The 24,573-nt window shown below is 71.4% G+C and carries 21 protein-coding genes; 13 read left to right on the top strand and 8 right to left on the bottom strand.

Going from position 1 to position 24,573, the window contains the following annotated elements:
- Nucleotides 1-18: 18 nt before the first annotated feature.
- The gene (locus tag ACFVZH_RS03465) at nucleotides 19-846 is read right to left on the bottom strand and encodes a DUF2182 domain-containing protein (protein WP_384892478.1); all 828 of its coding nucleotides are present in this window, start codon (nucleotides 844-846) and stop codon (nucleotides 19-21) included.
- Nucleotides 847-1,046: 200 nt separating this feature from the next.
- Between ACFVZH_RS03465 and ACFVZH_RS03470 the strand changes: the two genes are divergently transcribed.
- A complete protein-coding gene (locus tag ACFVZH_RS03470; RefSeq protein WP_384892481.1) occupies nucleotides 1,047-1,700 on the top strand; it encodes a DUF1326 domain-containing protein in 654 nt (217 codons plus the stop codon).
- A 134-nt stretch (nucleotides 1,701-1,834) separates the two neighbouring features.
- On the opposite strand, the gene ACFVZH_RS03475 is transcribed toward ACFVZH_RS03470, so the two are convergent.
- Together ACFVZH_RS03475 and ACFVZH_RS03480 are read right to left on the bottom strand one after the other, a co-directional pair.
- Entirely contained in the window at nucleotides 1,835-2,611 is a 777-nt protein-coding gene (locus ACFVZH_RS03475) for a class I SAM-dependent methyltransferase (protein WP_384892484.1), read from the bottom strand.
- 80 nt (nucleotides 2,612-2,691) lie between these two features.
- The gene (locus ACFVZH_RS03480) at nucleotides 2,692-3,297 is read right to left on the bottom strand and encodes a DUF3043 domain-containing protein (RefSeq protein ID WP_384892487.1); all 606 of its coding nucleotides are present in this window, start codon (nucleotides 3,295-3,297) and stop codon (nucleotides 2,692-2,694) included.
- Nucleotides 3,298-3,570: 273 nt separating this feature from the next.
- Here ACFVZH_RS03480 and ACFVZH_RS03485 point away from each other — a divergent pair, with 273 nt between their 5' ends.
- The 5 genes from ACFVZH_RS03485 to ACFVZH_RS03505 all read left to right on the top strand — a co-directional run bounded on the left by ACFVZH_RS03485 (nucleotide 3,571) and on the right by ACFVZH_RS03505 (nucleotide 10,088).
- On the top strand, nucleotides 3,571-4,365 hold the full coding sequence (locus ACFVZH_RS03485; protein WP_017238869.1) for a PspA/IM30 family protein: 795 nt from the start codon (nucleotides 3,571-3,573) through the stop codon (nucleotides 4,363-4,365).
- A gap of 31 nt (nucleotides 4,366-4,396) precedes the next feature.
- Nucleotides 4,397-4,675: a hypothetical protein gene (locus ACFVZH_RS03490; RefSeq protein WP_384892490.1), complete on the top strand. Its 279-nt coding sequence runs from the start codon at nucleotides 4,397-4,399 to the stop codon at nucleotides 4,673-4,675.
- A gap of 166 nt (nucleotides 4,676-4,841) precedes the next feature.
- A complete protein-coding gene (locus tag ACFVZH_RS03495) occupies nucleotides 4,842-6,080 on the top strand; it encodes a sensor histidine kinase (protein ID WP_384892493.1) in 1,239 nt (412 codons plus the stop codon).
- The gene (locus ACFVZH_RS03500; RefSeq protein WP_384892496.1) at nucleotides 6,077-6,772 is read left to right on the top strand and encodes a response regulator; all 696 of its coding nucleotides are present in this window, start codon (nucleotides 6,077-6,079) and stop codon (nucleotides 6,770-6,772) included. The genes ACFVZH_RS03495 and ACFVZH_RS03500 overlap by 4 nt, the downstream gene beginning before the upstream one ends.
- A 187-nt stretch (nucleotides 6,773-6,959) precedes the next feature.
- Entirely contained in the window at nucleotides 6,960-10,088 is a 3,129-nt protein-coding gene (locus tag ACFVZH_RS03505; RefSeq protein WP_384892498.1) for an efflux RND transporter permease subunit, read from the top strand.
- An 81-nt stretch (nucleotides 10,089-10,169) separates the two neighbouring features.
- Here ACFVZH_RS03505 and nadA read toward each other — a convergent pair whose 3' ends face one another.
- Entirely contained in the window at nucleotides 10,170-11,378 is a 1,209-nt protein-coding gene (gene nadA, locus ACFVZH_RS03510) for a quinolinate synthase NadA (RefSeq protein ID WP_384892501.1), read from the bottom strand.
- A 227-nt stretch (nucleotides 11,379-11,605) separates the two neighbouring features.
- Here nadA and ACFVZH_RS03515 point away from each other — a divergent pair, with 227 nt between their 5' ends.
- Nucleotides 11,606-11,962 carry an iron-sulfur cluster assembly accessory protein gene (locus ACFVZH_RS03515; RefSeq protein ID WP_015033024.1) on the top strand — a complete coding sequence of 119 codons (357 nt, stop codon included), beginning with the start codon at nucleotides 11,606-11,608 and terminating at the stop codon, nucleotides 11,960-11,962.
- A 72-nt stretch (nucleotides 11,963-12,034) separates the two neighbouring features.
- Here ACFVZH_RS03515 and ACFVZH_RS03520 read toward each other — a convergent pair whose 3' ends face one another.
- A complete protein-coding gene (locus ACFVZH_RS03520) occupies nucleotides 12,035-13,531 on the bottom strand; it encodes a hypothetical protein (RefSeq protein WP_384892504.1) in 1,497 nt (498 codons plus the stop codon).
- 66 nt (nucleotides 13,532-13,597) lie between these two features.
- Nucleotides 13,598-13,804 (bottom strand): hypothetical protein, encoded by a 207-nt coding sequence (locus tag ACFVZH_RS03525; protein ID WP_384892507.1) that lies wholly within the window; start codon nucleotides 13,802-13,804, stop codon nucleotides 13,598-13,600.
- A 136-nt stretch (nucleotides 13,805-13,940) separates the two neighbouring features.
- Here ACFVZH_RS03525 and ACFVZH_RS03530 point away from each other — a divergent pair, with 136 nt between their 5' ends.
- On the top strand, nucleotides 13,941-14,915 hold the full coding sequence (locus tag ACFVZH_RS03530; protein WP_384892510.1) for a carbohydrate kinase family protein: 975 nt from the start codon (nucleotides 13,941-13,943) through the stop codon (nucleotides 14,913-14,915).
- Between the two features lie 1,523 nt (nucleotides 14,916-16,438).
- Here the strand turns inward: ACFVZH_RS03530 and ACFVZH_RS03535 are convergent.
- Nucleotides 16,439-17,827 (bottom strand): cysteine desulfurase/sulfurtransferase TusA family protein, encoded by a 1,389-nt coding sequence (locus ACFVZH_RS03535; protein ID WP_384892513.1) that lies wholly within the window; start codon nucleotides 17,825-17,827, stop codon nucleotides 16,439-16,441.
- A 1,012-nt stretch (nucleotides 17,828-18,839) separates the two neighbouring features.
- Here ACFVZH_RS03535 and coxB point away from each other — a divergent pair.
- The 4 genes from coxB (at nucleotide 18,840) to ACFVZH_RS03555 (ending at nucleotide 23,312) form a co-directional block, all read left to right on the top strand.
- Nucleotides 18,840-19,805: a cytochrome c oxidase subunit II gene (coxB, locus tag ACFVZH_RS03540; RefSeq protein WP_384892516.1), complete on the top strand. Its 966-nt coding sequence runs from the start codon at nucleotides 18,840-18,842 to the stop codon at nucleotides 19,803-19,805.
- Nucleotides 19,802-21,538 carry a cytochrome c oxidase subunit I gene (ctaD, locus tag ACFVZH_RS03545; RefSeq protein WP_384892519.1) on the top strand — a complete coding sequence of 579 codons (1,737 nt, stop codon included), beginning with the start codon at nucleotides 19,802-19,804 and terminating at the stop codon, nucleotides 21,536-21,538. The genes coxB and ctaD overlap by 4 nt, the downstream gene beginning before the upstream one ends.
- A complete protein-coding gene (locus ACFVZH_RS03550; RefSeq protein ID WP_266890999.1) occupies nucleotides 21,535-21,933 on the top strand; it encodes a cytochrome c oxidase subunit 4 in 399 nt (132 codons plus the stop codon). Before ctaD ends, ACFVZH_RS03550 begins: the two co-directional genes overlap by 4 nt.
- A gap of 122 nt (nucleotides 21,934-22,055) precedes the next feature.
- Complete coding sequence (locus ACFVZH_RS03555; RefSeq protein ID WP_384892522.1) at nucleotides 22,056-23,312, top strand: Ig-like domain-containing protein; 1,257 nt, start codon at nucleotides 22,056-22,058, stop codon at nucleotides 23,310-23,312.
- Between the two features lie 23 nt (nucleotides 23,313-23,335).
- On the opposite strand, the gene ACFVZH_RS03560 is transcribed toward ACFVZH_RS03555, so the two are convergent.
- Nucleotides 23,336-23,737 carry a hypothetical protein gene (locus tag ACFVZH_RS03560; protein WP_384892525.1) on the bottom strand — a complete coding sequence of 134 codons (402 nt, stop codon included), beginning with the start codon at nucleotides 23,735-23,737 and terminating at the stop codon, nucleotides 23,336-23,338.
- Nucleotides 23,738-23,939: 202 nt separating this feature from the next.
- Between ACFVZH_RS03560 and ACFVZH_RS03565 the strand changes: the two genes are divergently transcribed.
- Nucleotides 23,940-24,560, top strand: coding sequence for a heme-copper oxidase subunit III (locus ACFVZH_RS03565; RefSeq protein ID WP_189802205.1), 621 nt, complete (start codon nucleotides 23,940-23,942; stop codon nucleotides 24,558-24,560).
- The last annotated feature ends 13 nt before the right edge of the window (nucleotides 24,561-24,573 follow it).

The following is a 24,573-nucleotide window of genomic DNA, read 5'->3' on the forward strand; positions in this document are numbered from 1 at the left end:
GACCGCTCGGGACACCCCCTAGGGGCGGAGCATCTCCGTCATGGGCGACTGCGGCGGGATCAGGCCCGGCAGCAGCCAGGGCTGGAAGAGGCTCAGTACCGCGAGTACGAGGAAGGCGGCACCGGCGACCCGCGAGAAGACGGGGCCCAGCCGCCAGAGCTTCTCCACGAAGATCACCACGGCCACCACGGCCATCGCCAGGACGTTCATGACGCCCAGCGGGACGAGCACGACCATCAGTCCCCAGCAGCAGCCCACGCAGTACGCCCCGTGGTGCGCCCCGACGCGCAGGTCGCGGGCCCGAGGCCGGAAGCCCGCGTAGCGCACGAGCTGGCCCATCGGGCTCCGGCAGTGCCGCAGGCAGAGGTCCTTCCACCGGCCGAACTGGTACAGCCCGGCGACCAGGAAGGCCCCGGCGCCGATCCAGCGCCCGGCGCCCGGGTGCTCGTCCACCAGGGCCCCGGTCCCGGCGAGGAGCCCGTAGGCGATCAGGCCGAAGGCCGTCCAGGCCAGCAGGTACCCGCCGACGAACTGGGCGGTACGCGCCACCCGCACGACTCCCGTGGGCGACTGGCGTCCGATGGCCCGCGCCCAGGTGAGGGCCACCGGGGCCACCGACGGGAACATCATGGCGATCATCATGACCAGCCACAGCAGCAGGAACAGCGGGACGTCCATGCCCATGGTTCCCGGCTCGACCCCCATGTCGCGGGCCTGGTCGACCACCAGCACCCAGGCGAGGAGGGCGATCGACGCCATCACGGACCAGGCGAACGCAAGCTGCCGGGCCGTCAGCAGATTGGCCGGACGCAGAGGGGGTGACAGGGCCTTCCGGTCGAGGCGCACACCTCCAGCACATCACGGCGGACCCGCGCGTGCGCGCGGGAACGCGTGTACGCGGAAAGCACCTCCTCCGGGTGACCCCTGCGGTGGGACAATCGGGGTGGATACCCCGTACGACCCGGGCGTGGGCCGGCGATGGTTCCCGGGGGCTCTGCCGTCCTCCCGAGACCGACGTCCCGGCACGGTCACGAGGAGGCAGGGAGATGTCCGAGACGACGGCGACCGTTCCCCGGTGGCATGCGGCGGGCGACTGGTTCGACACCTGCAAGTGCAACATCCCCTGCCCCTGCTCGTTCGCGCAGCTGCCCACCCACGGCGATTGCGACGGCATCCTGGCCTGGCACATCCGCGAGGGCCGATACGGTGACGTACGGCTGGACGGCCTGAACGTGCTGATGCTGGGCTCGTTCGTCGGCAACGTCTGGGCCGAGCACACGGACACGTACGCCGCGGTCTTCGTCGACGAGCGCGCCGACGACTCCCAGCGCGAGGCGCTTCAGATGATCTTCGGTGGGCAGGCGGGCAGCTGGCCCGCCGAGATGGTGAGCATGATGGGCGCCGAGATGCGCGGCATGGAGTTCGCTCCCATCGAGATCGAGGTCGCCGACGACCTCGCGAGCTGGCGGGCCGTCGTACCGGGCCGGGTCGAGGCGAGCGCGGTCGCGCTCACGGGACCCACGACCCCGGAGGGCGCCCGCGTCCAGTCGACCAACCTGCCGGGTGCGGAGACCGGACCGGGCCAGGTCGCGACCTGGGGCCGCTCGACGGTGGACCGCGCCGATGCCCACGGCTTCCTCTGGAGCCGAGAAGGCCGCTCCAGCAAGCACATCACCTTCGACTGGACCGGGCCCGACTAGCCGGCTCGCCTCTTTCGGGTACGCCTCTTTCGGGTACGCCGCGAGGCGCGGTGCCCGGGGGCGCCTCCCGGCGGTGGCCGGGGGAGCGTCGCGGGTCAGGCAGGATCGGAGGAACCGGCCTGGCAGCCCCCTCGCTAGCCCCGGCGTACCCCGCACAGGTGCAGCAGCGCCGCGATCCGCCGGTACGGCTCGGTGCGCCCGGCCCGGTCCTCGGCGGCGAGCAGCCGCTCCAGTTCCTCGGCGGCCGGAAGTCCCGCCCCGGCGGGGAGGCCGTCCGTGAAGACCCGCACTCCGTACCAGGCGTGCAGCGGCGCGGCGATCCCCGCGAGCGTCGCCGTCAGCGCGTCCAGCCGGTCGGCCCGCACCTTCACGCCGTTGCCGTCGGTGACGACATCGCTGTCGAAGCCCGCGAGCGCGCCCGACCAGTCTCCGGCGAGGCCCGGCCGCATGGCGAGGGACTCGGCGTTGCGCACCACCAGGGAGAGCAGACCGCCGGGGGCCAGCATCCGGGCCAGCCCCGCGAGCAGCGCGTCAGGCTCGTCGGCGTACATGAGGACACCGTGGCAGAGCACCACGTCGAAACTGCCGGGCAGGAAGTGCACGCCGGTCTCGCGCCCGTCGCCCTCGATCATCCGGACCCGCTCACGGATGCCGGCGGGCTCCGTCGCCAGCGACTCGCGCGCCGCCTTGAGGAGCTCCGGGTCGGCCTCCAGGCCGGTCACGGTGTGCCCGGCCCGGGCGAGGCGCAGCGCCTGCGCGCCCTGCCCCATGCCCGCGTCGAGGATCCTCAGCCGCTGCCCCACGGGGTAGCGGCCGGATATCTGCTCGTCGAGCTGGCGGGCGACGATCTCCTGGCGGATGGTGTCGCGCAGACCGCCGGGTCCGGCGGGCTGGGCGACGGCGGGCAGCACCGGGCCGCCCGCCTCCGACGTGGCCGCGCCGAAAGCACCCTCGCCGAGAGTGGGTTCGCCGCGCTCCGAGCTGTCGGCGCTCAGGGCCGCTCTCCGCGCTTGACCTGCGGCTTCGGCAGCCGCAGACGGCGCATCTGGAGCGTACGCATCAGGCCGTAGGCGATCGCGCCGCGCTTGGGCTCGTCCGGGAACCGCTCGTTCAGCTGCTTGCGCAGGCGGATCCAGATACCGACCGAGTCGATGACGATCAGGATGATCACACCGAGCCAGAGCAGCAGCGAGATGTTCTGCAGACTGCGGTTGGCGTTGCCGAACAGCGACAGCACGAGGATCACCACGGCCATCGGCAGGAAGAACTCGGCGATCGCGAACCGGGAGTCGACGAAGTCGCGCACGAAACGGCGGACCGGACCCTTGTCGCGGGCCGGCAGATAGCGCTCGTCGCCACTGGCCAGCGCTTCGCGCTGACGGGCCAGGTCGGAGCGGCGTGCCTCGCGCTGGCGCTTGGCGGCCTCCTTGCGGTCGGTCGGCACCGTCGCGGCGCGTCGGCGCTGGGTCTGCGCGTCACTCCGCTTCGGGGTCGGGCGGCCCTTGGGGGCCTCGGGGTCGCGGGGCTGCTTGGTGGAGAGGTCCGCCGTCACCTTGTCGGTGGGGGCCTTCTCGTCCTTCGAACGGCTACGGAACACAAAACCCAAGGGTACGGGGTGGTGGGCATGGACCCCAGCTCGGGCGGGAACGATCCGCTAACGGACTGCGTCCTGGGGAGTACGTACGCAAGGACGAACAGGGTTTCCCCGAGATCCGTCTACACCCTGGGCCGGAGGGAACACCGGGCGTAGTCGTCCTTGGGGAGGAGCGCATCCCGCTCCGAACAGTGCGGTAATGGAGACAGGGCCCGTACTGTGGATCCTGTTGGAGAGCTGGAGCCGAAGTCCGTCAGAAGGGGGCGCGCGAAGCCCATGAGCGGTGTCATGAAGCGTATGGGGATGATCTTCCGCGCGAAGGCGAACAAGGCCCTTGACCGGGCCGAGGATCCGCGCGAGACGCTCGATTACTCCTACCAGAAGCAGCTGGAGCTGCTGCAGAAGGTGCGGCGCGGTGTCGCCGACGTCGCCACCTCCCGCAAGCGGCTCGAACTCCAGCTGAACCAGCTGCAGGGCCAGTCCGCCAAGCTGGAGGACCAGGGCCGCAAGGCCCTCGCCCTCGGCCGCGAGGACCTGGCGCGCGAGGCGCTGTCCCGGCGCGCCGCGCTCCAGCAGCAGGTCAGCGACCTGGAGGTGCAGCACCAGACGCTGCAGGGCGAGGAGGAGAAGCTCACCCTCGCCGCCCAGCGCCTCCAGGCCAAGGTCGACGCCTTCCGCACCAAGAAGGAGACCATCAAGGCCACGTACACGGCGGCCCAGGCCCAGACCCGGATCGCCGAGTCCTTCTCCGGCATCTCCGAGGAGATGAGCGACGTCGGTCTCGCGATCCAGCGGGCCGAGGACAAGACCGCCCAGCTCCAGGCGCGCGCGGGCGCGATCGACGAGCTGCTCGCCTCGGGCGCCCTGGACGACCAGTCCGGGCTCGCCAAGGACGACATCCAGGCGGAGCTCGACCGGCTCTCCGGCGGCACCGACGTCGAGCTGGAGCTCCAGCGGATGAAGGCCGAGCTGGCCGGAGGCCCGTCGGCGCAGCAGCAGGCGATCGAGGGCGGCGGCGCGGCCGCGCCGCAGGACCGCACCCAGCAGTCCCACCCGCGCTTCGAGAAGTAACGACCGGAAGCGGCGACAGACAGGACGCGTCATGATCGTACGGATCATGGGGGAGGGCCAGTGGAAGCTGGCCGACAGCCACCTCGCCGAGCTGAACAAGCTCGACGACGAGCTGCTCACCGAGATGGAGTCGGGGGACACGGAAGGGTTCCGGCGCACGCTCGGGGCCCTGCTCGACGCCGTCCGGCGGCTCGGCGAACCCCTCCCGGACGAGGCCCTCGAACCCTCCGAACTGATCCTCCCGGCTCCGGACGCGAGCCTTGAGGAAGTCCGGGCGCTGCTCTCCGACGACGGCCTCATCCCGGGCTGACCCTCCCGCACCACGGCCCCGCCCTTCCACACGAAGGTCCCGCCACCCCACGGGGTGACGGGACCTTCGCGCTTCCCGCGACCGCAGGCCCGCCCCTCGCGACGCCGAGCCGCCGGGGCGCGGGCCCCGTACCCCCGTGGCCGGGGGCCCCGTACCGTTGTGCCCCGTGACCCCCACCGGCGCCGCCACCGGGACCCCTTACGTCCGCCTCCGTGACGGGTTCCGCGCCCACCCCCTGGCCTTCGACGCGGTGCTCGCCTTCGGCGTGCTCGTGTCCATGATCGCCGGGTCGTTCACCGACCCCCACGGCAGTCCGGACGGGCCGACGTTCGGCGACCACTCGCCGGACGTGTGGAGCGTGCTGATCATGGTCGTCGGGGCGGCCTCGCTGGTGCTGCGCCGCCGCAACCCCTTCGCCGTGCTCTGCTTCACCGTGACGATCAGCCTCTTCGAGCTGGTCAGCGACAACAGGCCGGCGCCGATCGCGATGAGCGCCGTCGTCGCGCTCTACACGGTCGCCGCCCGCACCGACCGGCCCACCACCTGGCGCGTCGGCCTCGCCACGATGGCGGTGCTCACCGCCGCCGCCATGGCCTTCGGCCCCACGCACTGGTACGCCCAGGACAACCTGGGGGTCTTCGCCTGGACCGGCATGGCCGCCGCGGCCGGGGACGCCGTCCGCAGCCGCCGGGCCTTCGTCGACGCGATACGGGAACGGGCCGAGCGCGCCGAGCGCACCCGCGAGGAGGAGGCGGGCCGCCGGGTCGCCGAGGAGCGGCTGCGGATCGCCCGCGACCTCCACGACGTGGTCGCCCACCACATCGCCCTGGTGAACGTGCAGGCGGGCGTCGCCGCCCACGTCATGGACAAGCGCCCCGACCAGGCCAAGGAGGCCCTCGCGCACGTCCGCGAGGCGAGCCGCTCCGCGCTCGACGAGCTGCGCGCCACCGTCGGCCTGCTGCGCCAGTCCGGCGACCCCGAGGCGCCCACCGAGCCCGCCCCCGGCCTCGCCGTCCTCGACGGGCTGCTCGACAGCTTCCGCAAGGCGGGCCTCCCGGTCGCCCTGGCCCGCACCGACGGCGAGAAGCCGTTGCCCGCGACCGTCGACCTGGCCGCGTACCGGATCGTGCAGGAGGCCCTGACCAACGTCCGCAAGCACGCGGGACCCGACGCCGAGGCCGAGGTGAGCGTCGTCCGGGTGGGCCGGACGGTCGAGATCACCGTCCTCGACAACGGCGCCCCGCCGTCCGGCGTGCCCGACGCCTCCGGCGGCCACGGCCTGCTGGGCATGCGCGAGCGGGTCGGCGCGCTCGGCGGCACCCTGACCGCCGCACCCCGGTACGGCGGTGGCTTCCGCGTGCAGGCGATACTGCCGGTGACGTCCCGTACGGGGGAGGACACATGACGATCCGGGTACTGCTCGCCGACGACCAGGCCCTGCTGCGCAGCGCCTTCAAGGTCCTGGTGAACTCCGAGCCGGACATGGAGGTCGTCGGCGAGGCCGCCGACGGCGCCCAGGCCGTCGCCCTCGCCCGCTCCGAGCGGGCCGACGTGGTCCTGATGGACATCCGCATGCCGGGTACGGACGGACTCGCCGCCACCCGCATGATCACCGCCGATCCCGCGCTCGCCGACGTGCGGATCGTCATGCTGACCACCTTCGAGGTCGACGAGTACGTGGTGCAGTCGCTGCGCGCCGGCGCCTCCGGCTTCCTCGGCAAGGGCGCCGAGCCGGAGGAGCTGCTCGGCGCGATCCGGATCGCGCACGCCGGCGAGGCGCTGCTCTCCCCGGTCGCCACCAAGGGCCTGATCGCCACCTTCCTCGCGCAGGGCGCCGGCATGGGCGCGGACACCGGCGGCGAGGGCGGCCGGGCCCGCTCCGAGCGCCTCGGCGCGCTGACCGCCCGCGAGCGCGAGGTCCTCGTCCTCGTCGCGGGCGGCCTGTCGAACGACGAGATCGCCGAGCGGCTCGACGTCAGCCCGCTCACCGTGAAGACCCACGTCAACCGGACCATGGCGAAACTGGGCGCCCGCGACCGGGCCCAGCTGGTGGTCACGGCCTACGAATCGGGACTGGTACGTCCGAGGGTGGAGTGACGGAACACCCCGGCGTACTCCAGACGCGGTATGCGCGGCATAAGGAAGTGGACCCGGGGGCCGAGGACTTCCGGCCGCCGATGTCGGATCGTATAGACGGGGGGCACCTCCGGCGGATCCCGCGGATCCGTGCCGGGGTCTTGGCTGCTCCCGCCTGCCGACGAGTACGCCACAGAAGAGAGACCCCATGTCCTGGCTGTCCAGATTCAGCCTCGCGCAACGGGCCCTGATCGGGCTGATGTCCATCATCGCGATCGTGTTCGGGGCGATCGCGATCCCGCAGCTGAAGCAGCAGTTGTTCCCCTCGATCGAGCTGCCCATGGTCTCGGTCCTCGCCCCGTACCAGGGCGCCTCTCCCGATGTGGTCGAGAAGCAGGTCGTCGAACCGCTGGAGAGCAACCTCAAGGCCGTCGACGGCCTGAAGTCGGTCACCTCCACCGCCTCCGAGGGCATGGCCGTCATCATGGCCTCCTTCGACTACGGCGACGAGTCGACGAAGCAGCTCGTGGCCGACGTCCAGCAGGCCGTGAACCGCGCCCGCGCGCAGCTGCCCGACTCCGTCGACCCGCAGGTGATCGCCGGTTCGACGGACGACATGCCGACCGTCGTCCTCGCCGCCTCGTCCGGCAAGGACCCCCAGGCCCTGGCCGACCAGCTGGAGCGGACCGTCGTCCCCGCCCTCGAAGGCATCGAGGGCGTCGGCCAGGTCTCCGTCAGCGGGGTCCAGGAGCTCCAGGTCTCGGTCGTCCCGGACGAGCGGAAGCTCGCCGCGGCCGGCCTCAGCTCCATGAAGCTCGCCGAGGCCCTGCGCTCCGGCGGCGCCACCGTCCCGGCCGGCTCCTTCTCCGAGGCCGGCAAGAGCCGCACGATCCAGGTCGGCGGCGGCTACACCTCGCTGCGGCAGATCGAGGACCTGCGCATCCCGGCGGCCGTGCCCGGCAAGGGCAAGGCGGTCCGCCTCGGCGACGTGGCCACCGTGAAGCAGGAGGAGTCGCCGCGCGTCTCCCTCACCCGCACCAACGGCAAGTCCAGCCTCGCCGTCATGGCCACCATGGACAAGGACGGCAGCGCGGTCGCGATCTCCGACGCGGTCGGGGAGAAGCTGCCCGAGCTGCGCCGCGACCTCGGCGTCGGCGCCGAGCTGACCGTCGTCTCCGACCAGGGCCCGGCCGTCGCCAAGGCCGTCTCCGGCCTGACCACGGAGGGCGCGCTCGGTCTGGTCATGGCCGTTCTGGTGATCCTCGTCTTCCTGGCGTCGATCCGCTCGACCCTGGTGACCGCCGTCTCCATCCCGCTCTCGGTCGTCCTGGCCCTGATCGTGCTCTGGACCCGCGACCTCTCGCTGAACATGCTGACGCTCGGCGCGCTCACCATCGCCATCGGCCGGGTCGTCGACGACTCGATCGTGGTCCTGGAGAACATCAAGCGGCACCTGGGCTACGGCGAGGAGCGCCAGAGCGCGATCATCACCGCGGTCCGCGAGGTGGCGGGTGCCGTCACCTCCTCCACCCTCACCACCGTCGCCGTCTTCCTGCCGATCGGTCTGACCGGCGGCATGATCGGCGAGCTGTTCGGCTCGTTCTCGCTGACGGTCACGGCGGCCCTGCTCGCCTCCCTGCTCGTCTCCCTGACCGTGGTCCCCGTCCTGTCGTACTGGTTCCTGCGCGCCCCCAAGGGCACCCCCGCGGACCTGGCGGAGGCCCGCAGGCTGGCCGAGGAGAAGGAGGAGAAGAGCAGGCTCCAGCGGCTCTACGTGCCGGTCCTGCGGTTCGCGACCCGGCGCCGCTTCATGAGCCTGGCCATCGCGCTCGTCGTCCTGGTCGTCACCTTCGGCATGGCCCCGCTCCTGAAGACGAACTTCTTCGACCAGGGCGAGCAGGAGGTGCTGAGCATCCAGCAGGAGCTGGCGCCCGGCACGAGCCTGAGCGCCTCCGACGAGGCCGCGAAGAAGATCGAGAAGGTCCTCGCGGAGACCGAGGGCGTCAAGGACTACCAGGTCACCGTCGGCTCCTCCGGCTTCATGGCGGCCTTCGGCGGCGGCACCGGCTCCAACCAGGCGTCGTACAAGGTCAGCCTGGAGAACGCCGACGCGTACGAGAAGACCCGCGACGCCATCGAGAAGGCGCTCGCCGGCCTCGACGGCATCGGCGACACCACCATCGCGGCCGGCGACGGCTTCGGCAGCCAGGACCTGAGCGTGGTCGTCAAGGCCGCCGACCCGCAGGTCCTCAAGCAGGCGTCCGAGCAGGTCCGCACGGCGATCGCCGGGATGAAGGACGTCACCGACGTCCAGAGCGACCTGTCCCAGTCCGTCCCGCGCATCTCCGTCCGGGCCAACGAGCGGGCGGCCGACGCCGGCTTCGACTCCGGATCGCTCGGCATGATCGTCGCCCAGGCCGTCCGGGGCACCCCGGCCGCCAAGGCGATCCTCGAGGACACCGAGCGGGACGTCCTCATCACCTCGGCGAAGCCGGCCACCACCCTGGCCGAGCTGAAGGCCCTGCCGCTCGGCCCGGTGCGGCTGGGTGACATCGCCACTGTCGAGCTGGTCCCCGGCCCGGTCTCGATGACCCGGATCGACGGCGCGCGCGCCGCCACGATCACGGCCAAGCCGGTCGGCGACAACACCGGCGCGGTGAGCGCCTCGCTCCAGTCGAAGATCGGCGCGCTCGACCTGCCCGAGGGCGCCACCGCCACCATCGGCGGTGTCTCCGAGGACCAGAGCGAGGCGTTCCTCAACCTGTTCCTCGCGATGCTGGCGGCCGTCGCGATCGTCTTCATGCTGCTCGTGGCGACCTTCCGGTCGCTGATCCAGCCGCTGATCCTGCTGGTCTCGATCCCGTTCGCGGCGACCGGCGCCCTCGGCCTGCTGGTGCTCACGGGCACGGCCATGGGCGTTCCGGCGATGATCGGCATGCTGATGCTCATCGGCATCGTCGTCACCAACGCGATCGTCCTGATCGACCTGATCAACCAGTACCGCGCCCAGGGCCTGGGCGTCGTCGAAGCGGTGATCGAGGGTGGCCGGCACCGGCTGCGCCCGATCCTGATGACCGCCCTGGCGACGATCTTCGCGCTGCTGCCGATGGCGCTCGGCATCACCGGCGAGGGCGGCTTCATCGCCCAGCCGCTGGCCGTGGTGGTGATCGGCGGTCTGATCACCTCGACGCTGCTGACCCTGCTGCTCGTGCCGACGCTCTACGCGATGGTGGAGCTCCGCAAGGAGCGCCGCGCGAAGAGGAAGGCGGCGAAGCGGGCGGCGAAGGACGGGGACGCCACCGTCCCGCCGCAGGCGAAGGAGCCGGCCGCGGTCTGATCCGTACGGCACGGAAGGGGCGCCCCGCGACCCGCGGGGCGCCCCTTCCGTCGTATGCCGTGCCCGGTGACGGGAGAACCGTTACGGCAGCGCCAGCATCCGCTCCAGCGCGAGCTTGGCGAAGGTATCCGTCTCCGGGTCGACCGAGATCTGGTTGACCAGGTTGCCCTCGGCCAGCGACTCCAGCGTCCAGACCAGGTGCGGCAGGTCGATGCGGTTCATCGTCGAGCAGAAGCAGACCGTCTTGTCGAGGAAGACGATCTCCTTGTCCTGGTCGGCGAACCGGTTCGCCAGCCGCCGGACGAGGTTCAGCTCCGTGCCGATCGCCCACTTGGAACCGGCCGGGGCCGCCTCCAGGGTGTTGATGATGTACTCGGTCGAACCCACGTAGTCCGCCGCGGCGACGACCTCGTGGCGGCACTCGGGGTGGACGAGCACGTTCACGCCCGGGACGCGCTCGCGGACGTCGTTCACCGAGTCCAGCGAGAACCGGCCGTGCACCGAGCAGTGGCCGCGCCACAGGATCATCTTGGCGGCGCGCAGCTCCTCGACGGTCAGGCCGCCGTTCGGCTTGTGCGGGTTGTAGAGCACGCAGTCGTCCAGGGACATGCCCATGTCGCGGACGGCCGTGTTGCGGCCCAGGTGCTGGTCCGGCAGGAACAGCACCTTCGTCGTGCCGGGCTCTCCCTGCTCGAAGGCCCAGTTCAGGGCCCGCTCGGCGTTGGACGAGGTGCAGATCGTGCCCCCGTGCTTGCCGGTGAACGCCTTGATGTCGGCCGAGGAGTTCATGTACGAGACGGGCACGACCTGCTCGGCGACACCGGCCTCGGTCAGCACGTCCCAGCACTCGGCGACCTGCTCGGCGGTGGCCATGTCGGCCATCGAGCAGCCGGCCGCCAGGTCGGGCAGGACGACCTTCTGGGCGTCGCCGGTGAGGATGTCGGCCGACTCGGCCATGAAGTGCACGCCGCAGAAGACGATGTACTCGGCCTCGGGCTTGGCCGCCGCGTCGCGGGCGAGCTTGAAGGAGTCGCCGGTGACGTCGGCGAACTGGATGACCTCGTCGCGCTGGTAGTGGTGGCCGAGCACGAAGACCTTGTCCCCGAGCTTCTCCTTGGCCGCGCGGGCGCGCTCCACCAGGTCCGGGTCGGAGGGCGACGGGAGGTCGCCGGGACACTCCACGCCGCGCTCGCTCTTCGGGTCGGCCTCGCGGCCGAGCAGAAGCAGGGCGAGCGGCGTCGGCTGTACGTCGAGCTCATGACGGGCTTGGGCCGTGGTCACGTCACGCACCCTTTCTTCGGGGAACCTTTTCGTCTAAATGACGCTATCTATCATAACCGCTTCACGTCACGTTGACGATGTCCATAGTGTCGATGTGACGAATTCGCCGTCCGCACTCGTGGACATGGTGTGCGAGCATGAAAGGAGAAAGACCACGCTCGCCCCGGAATGAATCCGGGACACCGCCGGTTGCAACCGTCGGCAAGCAGTCTCCGTACACACCGGGAGAGAAGCAGATGTCCGTATCGGACGAGAAGACCACTGTCAGCGACGGCATCCTCCTGTCCGACGCCGCCGCGGCCAAGGTCAAGGCCCTCCTCGACCAGGAAGGCCGCGAGGACCTGGCCCTGCGCGTCGCCGTTCAGCCCGGCGGCTGCTCCGGCCTGCGTTACCAGCTGTTCTTCGACGAGCGTTCGCTCGACGGCGATGTCGTGAAGGACTTCGACGGCGTCAAGGTCGTCACCGACCGCATGAGCGCCCCGTACCTCGGAGGTGCCTCGATCGACTTCGTCGACACCATCGAGAAGCAGGGCTTCACGATCGACAACCCGAACGCCACGGGCTCCTGCGCCTGCGGCGACTCGTTCAGCTAAACCTGTACGTACGTGAGGGCGGCGGCCCGGGAGGAATCCCGGGCCGCCGCCCTCACGCATGCACGGGCGACGTCAGCGCCGCGGCACCGGCTCCCCGCTCGCCGCGTCGACCACCGCCCGCTCGCCGAGCGGACTGTCCAGGGCCACCGTCTTCGTGACCTCCACCGCCATCGCGACGCACACCCTGTCCGGATCGGCCGGCGCCTCCGTGATCCTGACCACGACCCGCTCCGGGGTCTCCTTCGCCGTCACCGTGTACGTGCTGCACACCCCGCCCCAGAAGGTGACCGACAGCTTCCGGCCGCCGTCCTCGGTCCGGTACGACTCCACCTGCCGGGCCGGCGCCGTGCCCTCCTCCGGCGGCGACGGCTTGACCGGCGGCGCCAGGTACTCCGGGCTCACCGCCGTCTCCGCCACCGTGTACGGCGCCCCGTCCACCGGGTCCGCGGTGAACAGCCACGCCGGTACGAGCTCCCGCTCGCCCGCCACGTCCCGGGCGGCCAGACCGAACACCGCCCCCGTCACCGGCACCTCCGTCGGCGCCACCCTGTCCACGATCACCTGACAGGGCACGGCCGGGGCAGGCTTCCCGCCGCCGTCCGCCGCCGGTTCGTCCTTCCCGTTCCCGTCGACCCCGGCCGGCGGGTCCGTCGCGCAGCCGCCGATGCCGGTCGGACCGGTGCCCTTCGACTCCTCGTTCAATCGGGTGAGCGCCTTCTGCGCCCCCACCACCGGGTACGTGGCACCTTCGGCGGGCTCCTTGAGCATCCCGCTCCCGGCGACCGTCACCCCGTCCGGCCCGATGTGCAGCCCCGTCGACCAGCCGTAGGTCGGCAGCCCGCCGATCACCGGGTCGGCGTTGACCACCCGCACCGAACCGTCCATGACCTGCGTCGCCGTCAGCTTCGCGTCGTCCTGGCCGAGCGCCTTCAGGACCGGCGCGGCCGCGGCCTTCGCCGCCGCCTCGCTCAGCGGCGTACCACCGCGCGACGGCTTCGCCTCACCCGGCGGCGGGCACGCCCTGCCCTTCAGGCAGGTGTCACCGACCGGACCGCCGTCGTACCAGGAGTACGTCCAGTTCCCCGGCGCCTTCCGCGCCACGTCGAGACGCGGCCCCGAAGCGTCCTTCTCCGGCCGGATCGTCCACACCTGGCCCTCCAGGGCGGGACGGCCGGAGACGCCCAGCGCTTCGGCCAGCCTGGTCACCTCCGCCGAGGTGACCAGGCCCTCGGGCCGGTGGACCGCGGCCGAGGAGGGCCCATGGGGGAGTGGGCCCTTGGCTGTGTAGACGGTCCCGTTCGGGCCGCCGCTCGGGTCGGGCTCACCGGGCGCGATCCCCGGACCGCCACCGGTCGCGCCACCGGTACCGCCGCTCCCGCCCTCCAGCCGCAGCGGCGGCGGCGCGCCCGCTTCGGCGGACCGGCTGCCCGCGCCGTCCGACGCGGAACCGCCGGACCCCGTCGCGGCCACCGCGAGGTAGACCCCACCGCCGCCGGCGACCAGCACTCCCGCCGCCACCGAGGCGGCGATGACGTTCCGTCGCCTCCGTACGCTCTCCGTACCGCTCACCGCAACGCTCCCTCGTCTCGATCGGACAGGGGTGGGACGGAGCGGGAGCGCGGACGGTTCCGTCCGTCAGCCGCCGTACTCGGCGGTGGCGGCGATCAGCCGCGCCGAAGCGGGCGGCACGACCACCCCGTGGATCAGCGCGGGGGACACCGGCGCGGGTGCGGGAGAGACCGGGGTGACCCAGTGCGGGGCCATCCGAGCGCTGTCGCCGCACAGCTGCGCGAGGCTCAGCTCGGACTCGTGTCGCTCGCGAGGAGCGGGGTACGTGGTCATGGGCGCACCGTATGCACCTCACCACTCCGGAGAAAAGCCCTACTCTGAGGTAGTTTCCACTGTTCGGCAGCCGCCGCCCCAGCGGGTAGCGTGAACTGTCGCCCGCCCCTATCGATTTCCGCAGGAGCACCCCGCCGTGCGTATCGCAGTCACCGGCTCCATCGCCACCGACCACCTCATGACCTTCCCCGGCCGGTTCGCCGACCAGCTCGTGGCCGACCAGCTCCACACGGTGTCCCTCTCCTTCCTCGTGGACAACCTGGACGTGCGCCGGGGAGGCGTCGCCGCCAACATCTGCTTCGGCATGGGCCAGCTCGGCAGCCGCCCCTTCCTCGTGGGCGCCGCCGGCTTCGACTTCGACGAGTACCGCGCCTGGCTCGACCGGCACGGCGTCGACACCGGCTCCGTCCGCATCTCCGAGGTCCTGCACACCGCGCGCTTCGTCTGCACCACCGACAAGGACCACAACCAGATCGGCTCCTTCTACACGGGCGCGATGAGCGAGGCCCGGCTGATCGAGCTCAAGGCCGTCGCCGACCGTGTCGGCGGCCTCGACCTGGTCCTCATCGGCGCCGACGACCCCGAGGCGATGCTCCGCCACACCGAGGAGTGCCGCAGCCGGTCCATCCCGTTCGCCGCCGACTTCTCGCAGCAGATCGCGCGCATGGACGGCGAGGAGATCCGCACCCTCCTCGACGGCGCCACCTACCTCTTCTCCAACGAGTACGAGAAGGGCCTCATCGAGTCCAAGACCGGCTGGACCGACGCCGAGATCCTCTCCCGCGTCGGCCACCGGATCACCACCCTCGGCTCGCGCGGCGTCCGCATCGAGCGCGTCGGCGACACCCCCATCGAGGTCGGCTGCCCCGAGGAGAACGCCAAGGTCGACCCCACCGGCGTCGGCGACGCGTTCCGCGCCGGCTTCCTCACCGGGCTCTCCTGGGGCGTCGACCTCGAACGTGCCGCGCAGGTCGGCTGCATGCTCGCCACCCTCGTCATCGAGACGCTCGGCACCCAGGAATACACCCTCGCCCGAGCCAACTTCATGGACCGCTTCACCAAGGCATACGGCCACCCCGCCGCCACCGAAGTCCAGTCCCACCTCCGCTAACCCCCCCGCCGCCCGCCGGAGGACCTCCCCTCCGGCCGGCGAGCCCCTTCCACCCGGCGAGCCCCCGCCCGGTGGGCACCCCCCGGGCCGGTGGGCACCCTCCGTCCCACCGGCTCGCACCGGCTCCCACCGGCTCCCACCGGGCCCCCGACAGCCCCGAGCGGCCTCCGGCCAGTCGGCTCCGCAGGGGCACGGGCCTCCGCCCTCACCGGCGCCTGCCACCCACCGGGCCCTCTGACGGCCCCAGCGGCCTCCGCCCCGCCGGCTTCGCAGGGGCCGGGCCTCCGTCCTCACCGGCTCCCGCCGCCCACCTGGACCCCCGACGACCCTCAGCGGCCTCGGACCCCGGGCACCCGCCGAGGGACCTCCGCCCCGGCGACTCCGCCGACTCTGCCGGGGCCTCCGGCGGCCCCCCAGTGGCCTCCGCCCCCAGGTACCCGCCAGGGTCTCCGTCCCGCTGGCTCCTGCCGGGGTTACGCCCCCGCCGGCTCCCGCCAGGGGCTGCGCCCCCGCCGACTCCCGCCGTATGGCTGGGGGCCCCGGGCCGGGTCGGCCGGGCATAGCGGCTGCCAGCCGCCCCTCGTGGACCGGGCTCCGCCGGTGTCGGGCGGGCCGGGCCCACCCCTCGCCGGCCGCCCCGGGGCGGCGGCGCCGGGCCGTGCCGGGGCCGCCCTCGTTGTGGTCCCCGCTGGGTCGGCGCGGGCCGCTCCCCCTCGTTGTGGGCAACTGTTCCGCTGGGGCGGAACGGGTGGGCACAACGGAACGGTGCCCGTTGCCGGGCCTAGGCTTTCGCGCCCGAACCCGCGCCGACAGCTCGGCGCACGACTTGGTGCGGGTCCGGGCGCAGGGGGCGGAGGCGCCGCTGAGGGCGCCGTCCCGTGTGCCCACCCGTCCCGCCCAGCGGGACGATTGCCCACACGGGGCGGGGGCCCGGTCAGTAGGCGCGAGCCCCGGTCGTGGCGCGGGGCGCCGTCCCGGGCCCACGCGGAGGGTGGCCGGCCGGCGCGCGAGCGCCCGCGGCGGAGCGGTGGGACAAGCCGTCCCGTGCCCACACGGCGGGGGCCGGCCAGCCGGCACGCGGGCACCTGCGGAGGTGGCACGGGCGCCGTCCCGTGCCCGCACGAGGGCGCGGCCGACACGCGGGCTCACACGGCGACGGGGCAAGGCGGTGCGCAGCCCCGTGTCCACACGGAAGTGGTACGGGGCGCGGGCGCCACCCCGTCTCCCCACACGGCGGTAACGCCGCCGGGCGAGCGAGCCTCCCCGAGCGCCGGCCGAGCAGACGGAGCCGCGCCCCAGCGGATCAGCCCGCACGGGCAAGTGCGAGGTCCGCACTCGGATCCTCCGGGCCGCAGGCCCAAACCCACCCCAGGTCCCATACGAGCGCGGGCTCACAGGCCCGGTCTAGCGCACGGGCTCGCCCAAGCCCGGTCACGTCCGCCCGCGGGCCCGACGCGACCGCGGGTCATCGAACGTGCGCGGGCGGCCCGTCCGGGCGGGGGCGCGGACGGGGTCGGCGCGGTTCAGGAGAGGCGGCGGACGACGTAGGCGGTGCCTCCGTGGGGGGACGGGTGTTCGCCGACGTATTCCTGGCCGCGCATCTCGCACCACGCGGGGATGTCGAGGCGTGCGGCCTCGTCGTCGGAGAGGACGGTGATGGTGGCGCCGAGGGGGACGGTGGGGAAGATCTTGGCGAGTTCGATGACGGGGATGGGGCAGCGGCGGCCGAGGGCGTCGACGACGAGGGGGCCGGGGGAGGGGGTGGGGGCGGGGGTGGGTGAGGCGGGGGCGCCGAGGTGTTCGCGGACGGCGGTGACGACGCGGGGCAGGACGTCGAGGAAGCGGTCGACGTCGTCGGCGGGGGTGCCGGCGGGGAGGGAGACGCGGACGTTGCCTTCGCTCAGGACGCCCATGGCGCGCAGTACATGGCTGGGCGTCAGGGTGGAGCTCGTGCAGGACGAACCGGATGAAACGGAGAAACCCTCCCGGTCGAGTTCGTGCAGCAGGGTCTCTCCGTCGACATAGAGACAGGAGAAGGTGACGAGGTGGGGGAGCCGTCGCACCGGGTCGCCCACGACTTCGACGTCCGGGACCAGCTGGGGCACCCGTGCGCGGATGCGGTCCACGAGGTCGCGGAGGCGGGCGCTCTCGGCCGCGGCTTCGGCCCGGACGGCCCGCAGGGAGGCCGCGGCCGCGACGATGGCGGGGAGGTTCTCGAAGCCGGGCGCCCGTCCCGACTCCCTTTCGTCCGAAGGCCCTTGAGGGGCGAACCGGACTCCCTTGCGTACGGCGAGCAGTCCGACGCCCGCGGGGCCGCCCCACTTGTGCGCGCTTGCCGTGAGCAGCGACCAGTCGCCGTCGACGGGTCCCCAGCCGAGGGACTGGGCCGCGTCCACGAGCAGGGGGACGCCCGCGGCCCGGCATGCCTCCGCCACCTCGGCCACCGGCTGTTCGGTGCCGACCTCGTGGTTGGCGGACTGGAGGCACGCCAGGGCGGTGGCGGGGTCGAGGGCGGCGGCGAAGACGGCCGGGTCCACCGCGCCGGACCGGCCCACGGGGACCTCGGTGACCGTGCCGCCGGCGGCCGCGTGGGTCTCGCCCGCGTGCAGTACGGAGGAGTGTTCGACGGCCGACACCACGAGCCGGTCGCCGACACGCCGACGGCCGGCGAGCGCGCCGGAGATTCCCGCGTGAACCGCGCGCGTCCCCGAAGGAGTGAAAACGAGTTCGTCCGGGCGGCAGCCCACGGCCTCCGCCGCGGCCTCCCGCGCCGCGTCGAGCAGCAGCCGGGCCCGACGCCCCTCCCGGTAGAGCCGGGCCGGGTCGGCCCAGCCCTCGTCGAGGGAGGCGAGCAGCGCCTGGCGGGCGACGGGGTGCAGCGGGGCGGCGGACGCGGCGTCGAAGTACGGCATCCGTCCACGGTAGGTCCTGGCCCCGCCCGGATTCCGCCCACCCACGACGAGCCCCGCCCACCACCGGACCCGACCCCCGCCCATCACCCGCCCCGATCCCTGACGGTCACCGGGCCCGACCACGTACGACCACCCCTCCTGTCCCCGTACGGCCACCCCTCCTGTCCCCGTACGGCCACCCCTCCTGCCCCGTACGGCCACCGGGCCCGCCCCCGTACGGCCACCGGGCCCGCCCCTGTACGGCCACCGGTCCGGCCCCGTACGGCCTCCAGGTCCGACCCCTCATACAGCCACCGGCCCGACCCCCGTACGGCCACCGGTTCCGGCCCCTGACCACGGCCGGGTCCAGTTCCTAGCCCCCCCGGGGTCCAGTTCCCCGCCCCCGCCCGGGTCCTGCTCCTGGCCCCCACCAGGTCCAGCTCCCCGCCCCCGCCCGGATCCAGCTCCTGACCCCCACCAGATCCAGCTCCTCGCCCCACACCCAGCCCTGCTCCTGACCCCCACCAGGTCCAGCCCCTCGCCCCCCACCCGGGTCCGGCTCCCGGCACCGCCCGGTCCGTCCCTGCCCACCACCCGCACACCGCCCCCCCCTCCCGGCCCCAGCCCCCGCCCGTCCCGTCCCGGCCCCCCTCATCCCGCCCCTGCCCCCGCCCAAGCGGGCCCCTCCAGCTCCCCCTCCGTCTCCCCCTCCAGCTCCCCTCCGCGGCCCCCAGGCCGAGCCCCCGCCGCCGGGTGGCCGCTTGGGGTGAGGGTTCGTCAGGAGGGGGGTGCGGCGCAGTGGCAGGCCGCCGAACGGGCGTGTGGGACCCCCCTCCGGAACGCCGGAGTCCACCCCTTCGGGGACTCGGACGGCGCGTTGGGCACCCTCCCCGCGCGACCCCAAATAGCGTCCAGTAGGGTTTGGTCCGCATAAACATCCAAACCCCTGCCCGCGGCACGGGGCGGCGACCGACCAGCGAGACGGACGGCCGTGGCCGACCAACGCGGGCCGAGACTCTCGGGAAGGCGCTACGTGAGTCCCAACGGCTCCGACCGCTCGTCGCGGCGCCCGATGCGGCGGAAGCTGCCGCAGGTGCTGACTGCGGGCCTGATCCTGGCGACAGCCACGGGCTGCTCGTACAACTGGGAAGACTTCCCTCGCCTTGGCATGCCCACCCCCGTCACGGAAGAGGCTCCCACGATCCTCTCCCTGTGGCAGGGCTCCTGGGCCGCCGCGCTCATCACCGGAATCCTGGTGTGGGGCCTGATCCTCTGGGCCGTCATCTTCCACCGGCGCAGCCGGACCAAGGTCGAGGTACCTCCGCAGACCCGTTACAACATGCCCATCGAGGCGCTGTACACGGTCACCCCGCTCATCATCGTCTCGGTGCTCTTCTACTTCACCGCACGCGACGAGTCGAAGCTCCTCGAGCTCACCCCGAAGCCGGCTCACACGGTCAACGTGGTCGGCTACCAGTGGAGCTGGGGCTTCAACTACGTCGAGAACGTGCCTGGTGTGACGGGTGACGCCAAGACGGACAAGAACCTCGCGTCGATTCCGGACAAGTTCCTCGCGGACTTCCCGGAGAACGCGGGTGGCGTCTACGACGCCGGCATCCCCGGCGACCGTAACCCGCAGACCGGCAACCCGGGTCCGACCCTGTGGCTGCCGAAGGGTGAGAAGGTCCGGTTCGTCCTGACCTCCCGTGACGTCATCCACTCCTTCTGGGTGGTCCCCTTCCTCATGAAGCAGGACGTCATCCCGGGTCACACCAACTCCTTCGAGGTGATCCCGACGCAGGAAGGCACCTTCCTCGGCAAGTGCGCCGAGCTGTGCGGTGTCGACCACTCCCGGATGCTCTTCAACGTCAAGGTGGTCTCCCCGGAGCGCTACCAGCAGCACCTGAAGGAGCTGGCCGAGAAGGGGCAGACCGGCTACATCCCGTCTGGCATCGAGCAGACGGACCCGGCCAGGAATGCGGAGAAGAACCAACTGTGAGCATCCCCAACGAAACCCAGGGTGCCGCCGCAGCTGAGGACTCGTACGAGAACGAGCTGCCCGTACGGCGCAAGCAGCCCGGTAACGTCGTGATCAAGTGGCTGACCACCACGGACCACAAGACGATCGGGACGATGTACCTGGTCACGTCGTTCGTCTTCTTCTGCATCGGCGGACTCATGGCGCTCTTCATGCGCGCCGAGCTGGCCCGTCCGGGTACGCAGATCATGTCGAACGAGCAGTTCAACCAGGCGTTCACGATGCACGGCACGATCATGCTGCTGATGTTCGCGACGCCGCTGTTCGCCGGTTTCGCGAACTGGATCATGCCGCTGCAGATCGGTGCGCCCGACGTGGCGTTCCCGCGGCTGAACATGTTCGCCTACTGGCTGTACCTGTTCGGCTCGATCATCGCGGTGGCCGGCTTCCTCACCCCGCAGGGTGCGGCCGACTTCGGCTGGTTCGCCTACTCCCCGCTGTCGGACGCCGTCCGCTCGCCGGGTGTCGGCGCCGACATGTGGATCATGGGTCTGGCCTTCTCCGGCTTCGGCACGATCCTCGGTTCGGTCAACTTCATCACCACGATCATCTGCATGCGCGCTCCGGGCATGACGATGTTCCGTATGCCGATCTTCACCTGGAACGTGCTGCTGACCGGTGTCCTGGTCCTGCTCGCCTTCCCGGTCCTGGCGGCCGCGCTGTTCGCCCTGGAGGCGGACCGCAAGTTCGGTGCCCATGTCTTCGACGCCGCCAACGGCGGCGCCTTGCTGTGGCAACACCTCTTCTGGTTCTTCGGACACCCAGAGGTGTACATCATCGCCCTGCCGTTCTTCGGCATCGTCTCCGAGGTCATCCCGGTCTTCAGCCGCAAGCCGATGTTCGGCTACATCGGTCTGGTGGCCGCGACCATCGCGATCGCCGGTCTGTCCGTGACGGTGTGGGCGCACCACATGTACGTCACAGGCGGCGTGCTTCTGCCGTTCTTCTCCTTCATGACGTTCCTCATCGCCGTACCGACCGGCGTGAAGTTCTTCAACTGGATCGGAACGATGTGGAAGGGCTCGTTGTCCTTCGAGACACCGATGCTCTGGACGATCGGCTTCCTGATCACCTTCACCTTCGGTGGTCTGACCGGTGTCATCCTGGCCTCGCCGCCGATGGACTTCCACGTCTCCGACTCGTACTTCGTCGTCGCGCACTTCCACTACGTCGTCTTCGGCACCGTGGTCTTCGCGATGTTCGCCGGGTTCCACTTCTGGTGGCCGAAGTTCACGGGCAAGATGCTGGACGAGCGGCTCGGCAAGATGACGTTCTGGACGCTGTTCATCGGCTTCCACGGCACCTTCCTGGTGCAGCACTGGCTCGGTGCCGAGGGCATGCCGCGTCGTTACGCGGACTACCTCGACGCCGACGGCTTCACCGCGCTGAACACGATCTCGACGATCTCGTCCTTCCTGCTCGGTCTGTCGATCCTGCCGTTCCTCTACAACGTGTGGAAGACCGCCAAGTACGGCAAGAAGATCGAGGTCGACGACCCGTGGGGCTACGGCCGTTCGCTCGAGTGGGCGACGTCCTGCCCGCCGCCGCGGCACAACTTCCTCACCCTGCCGCGGATCCGTTCCGAATCCCCGGCGTTCGACCTGCACCACCCTGAGATCGCCGCTCTCGACCAGCTCGAGAACAAGGGCCACGTGGCCGAGGCCCTCACGGGCGGCAAGGAGGCCGGCAAGTGAAGATCCAGGGCAAGATGTTCATCTGGCTGAGCGTCTTCATCCTTGCCATGGCGATCCTCTACGGCGTCTGGTCCAAGGAGCCGGTCGGTACGACGGCGCTCTTCCTGGCCTTCGGCCTCTCCATCATGATCGGCTATTACCTGGCCTTCACGGCCAAGCGGGTCGACGCGATGGCGCAGGACGACAAGGAGGCCGACGTCGCGGACGAGGCCGGCGAGGTGGGCTTCTTCGCCCCCCACAGCTGGCAGCCGCTCTCGCTGGCCGTCGGCGGTGCGCTCGCCTTCCTCGCCATCGCGATGGGCTGGTGGATCCTGTACTTCTCCGCCCCGCTGATCCTCGTCGGCCTGTTCGGCTGGGTCTTCGAGTTCTACCGCGGCGAGAACCAGAACCAGTAGCGGTACCCCGCTCCGCACCGGAGCACACCGAGGGGCCCGGACACTTCATCACCGAAGTGTCCGGGCCCCTCTTTTGGCGCACTCGACGCGCTGGTGGCGAGTTGTGTCCTTAGCGTGAAGTCATGAACGACACGCCGCGCATTCGGACTGTTCTGAGCTGCACTCTTCTGGCCGTCACCGTCTCCGCAGCCGCCACGGCGTGTGCGGGCTCCGACGGCCATCCGCTGTCCGCGAAGGCATACGACGCGGCGGACCAGCTCGCGGTCAGCACCCCAGCCGACGGTGGCCGGGCGGACCCGGAGAAGCCCCTGGAGATCACGGCCAAGGGCGACGACGGACGGATCACCGACGTCACCGCCACGGACGCCGCCGGACACCACCTGGCCGGTGAACTCACCGCGGACGGCCGTCGCTGGCGCTCCACGGCCGCCCTGGCGGCCGGCGCCCGTTACACCGTCCGGGTGGCCACCGAGGACGAGGACGGCGCCCCAGGCGCCCGTGAGTTCACTTTCGAGACGGCACCGGCCAAACGGGCCCTCACCGCGACCTTCGGGCCGCAGGCGGGCACCTACGGCGTCGGACAGCCCATCACGGCAGACCTCAGCCTCCCCGTCAAGGACCGACAGGCCCGCGCGGTCGTCGAACGGGCCCTCAAGGTCCGCTCCACGCCCGCCGTCGAAGGCACCTGGTACTGGGTGGACGACAAGAAGCTGCACTTCCGGCCGAAGGAGTACTGGCCCGCCGGGGCGCTCGTCACGGTCACCGGCAACCTGGACGGCCTCAAGGTCGGCGACAAGCTCTACGGCGGCGCGTCGAAGCCCCTGAAGCTCACCATCGGCGACCGGATAGAGGCCGTCGCCGACGCCGAGTCGCACTACATGACCGTGAAGCGCAACGGAGAAGTGATCAATACCATTCCGGTGACCACCGGCAAACCGGGCTTCTCCACCCGAAACGGTGTCAAAGTCATCCTCGGCAAGGAGTACTACGTCCGGATGCGGGGCACCAGCGTCGGCATCGCGGAGGGCAGCTCCGAGTCGTACGACCTGCCCGTCTACTACGCCACCCGGGTCACCTGGAGCGGCGAGTACGTCCACGCCGCGCCCTGGTCGGTCGGCTCACAGGGCGTGGCGAACGTCAGCCACGGCTGTGTCGGCATGTCGACCGGGAACGCGGCCTGGTTCTTCGAGACCGTCCGCGCCGGCGACGTCGTCCGCGTCGTCAACAGCATCGGCGAGACGATGGACACCTTCGGCAACGGCTTCGGCGACTGGAACATGCCGTGGGAGAAGTGGCTTCAGGGCAGCGCCCTGGTGGAGGCCGCCGGAACTCCGGTCGCCTCCACCGAGAAGGCCCGCCTCAGGCCGCTCCCTCTCTGAGGGCTCGGTTCGCCCGGCGGCGGCTACGCGTCGATCGAGAGACGCGCCCGCAGCAGGGCGGCCAGGGACGCCGCGAACTCCACCGGGTCCACCGGAAGGGTGACCGCGGCGTCCGCACGGCTCCAGGTGGCCAGCCAGGCGTCCTGCGGGCGCCCGATGAGCAGCAGCACCGGCGGGCAGCGGAAGACCTCGTCCTTGATCTGGCGGCAGACGCCCATGCCGCCGGCGGGCACCGCCTCGCCGTCGAGGACGCACGCGTCGATGCCGCCCTCCTCCAGGCGCTTGAGCACGGCGGGCAGCGTCGCGCACTCCACGAACTCGACCGGGGGAACGTCGGCCGCCGGCCTGCGCCCGGCCGCGAGGCGTACCTGCTCGCGGGTGTTCGCGTCGTCGCTGTAGAGCAGGACCGTGGCACTCGACTGCATCGTTCCTCCGCGTGGAAGTCCGTGGGATGGTCGTCGATCGATGCGCCGGATGCTACTCCGGTCCACACCCCGTCAACACCCGTTCAACACCTGTTCGAAGGGTGCTCGGGGGCCCTTCGGCTGGGCCGTTCGGGCTGGACACGGCCCTCGGACACTCCGAACGGCACCCCCCGGAGTGAGGGCGGGATAAGCGACCGACATAATGTCGGTCGTGGCGACAGTAACGACAGTAGAAACAGGGCACGCGCACCCGTCGGTCAATCGACCGAACCTCACCAGCGTCGGAACCATCATCTGGTTGAGTTCCGAGCTGATGTTCTTCGCGGCCCTCTTCGCGATGTACTTCACCCTGCGATCGGTGACCGGACCCGAGTTCTGGGCGGAACAGGCTTCGGCCTTGAACTTCCCCTTCTCGGCGACCAACACCACGATCCTGGTGCTCTCCTCCCTCACCTGTCAGCTCGGCGTCTTCGCCGCCGAGCGGGGCGACGTGAAGAAGCTCCGGACGTGGTTCATCATCACGTTCGTGATGGGTTCGATCTTCATCGGCGGCCAGGTCTTCGAGTACACCGAGCTGGTGAAGCACGAGGGCCTCTCGCTCTCGTCGGACCCGTACGGCTCGGTGTTCTACCTGACCACCGGCTTCCACGGCCTGCACGTGACGGGCGGTCTCATCGCCTTCCTGCTGGTCCTGGGCCGGACGTACGCCGCCAAGAGGTTCACTCACGAGCAGGCAACCGCCGCCATCGTCGTGTCCTACTACTGGCACTTCGTCGATGTCGTCTGGATCGGCCTCTTCGCCACGATCTACATGATCAAGTAATCGGCGCCGCCGT

Origin of the sequence: Streptomyces sp. NPDC059534 (assembly GCF_042743475.1) — a bacterium.
Classification (GTDB): domain Bacteria; phylum Actinomycetota; class Actinomycetes; order Streptomycetales; family Streptomycetaceae; genus Streptomyces.

Coding starts and splice junctions, on each gene's coding strand:
- ACFVZH_RS03470 (WP_384892481.1), top strand. CDS start 1,047: ATGTCCGAGACGACGGCGACCGTTCCCCGGTGGCATGCGGCGGGCGAC.
- ACFVZH_RS03485 (WP_017238869.1), top strand. CDS start 3,571: ATGAGCGGTGTCATGAAGCGTATGGGGATGATCTTCCGCGCGAAGGCG.
- ACFVZH_RS03490 (WP_384892490.1), top strand. CDS start 4,397: ATGATCGTACGGATCATGGGGGAGGGCCAGTGGAAGCTGGCCGACAGC.
- ACFVZH_RS03500 (WP_384892496.1), top strand. CDS start 6,077: ATGACGATCCGGGTACTGCTCGCCGACGACCAGGCCCTGCTGCGCAGC.
- ACFVZH_RS03505 (WP_384892498.1), top strand. CDS start 6,960: ATGTCCTGGCTGTCCAGATTCAGCCTCGCGCAACGGGCCCTGATCGGG.
- ACFVZH_RS03515 (WP_015033024.1), top strand. CDS start 11,606: ATGTCCGTATCGGACGAGAAGACCACTGTCAGCGACGGCATCCTCCTG.
- ACFVZH_RS03525 (WP_384892507.1), bottom strand. CDS start 13,804: ATGACCACGTACCCCGCTCCTCGCGAGCGACACGAGTCCGAGCTGAGC.
- ACFVZH_RS03535 (WP_384892513.1), bottom strand. CDS start 17,827: ATGCCGTACTTCGACGCCGCGTCCGCCGCCCCGCTGCACCCCGTCGCC.
- ACFVZH_RS03555 (WP_384892522.1), top strand. CDS start 22,056: ATGAACGACACGCCGCGCATTCGGACTGTTCTGAGCTGCACTCTTCTG.
- ACFVZH_RS03560 (WP_384892525.1), bottom strand. CDS start 23,737: ATGCAGTCGAGTGCCACGGTCCTGCTCTACAGCGACGACGCGAACACC.
- ACFVZH_RS03565 (WP_189802205.1), top strand. CDS start 23,940: ATGTCGGTCGTGGCGACAGTAACGACAGTAGAAACAGGGCACGCGCAC.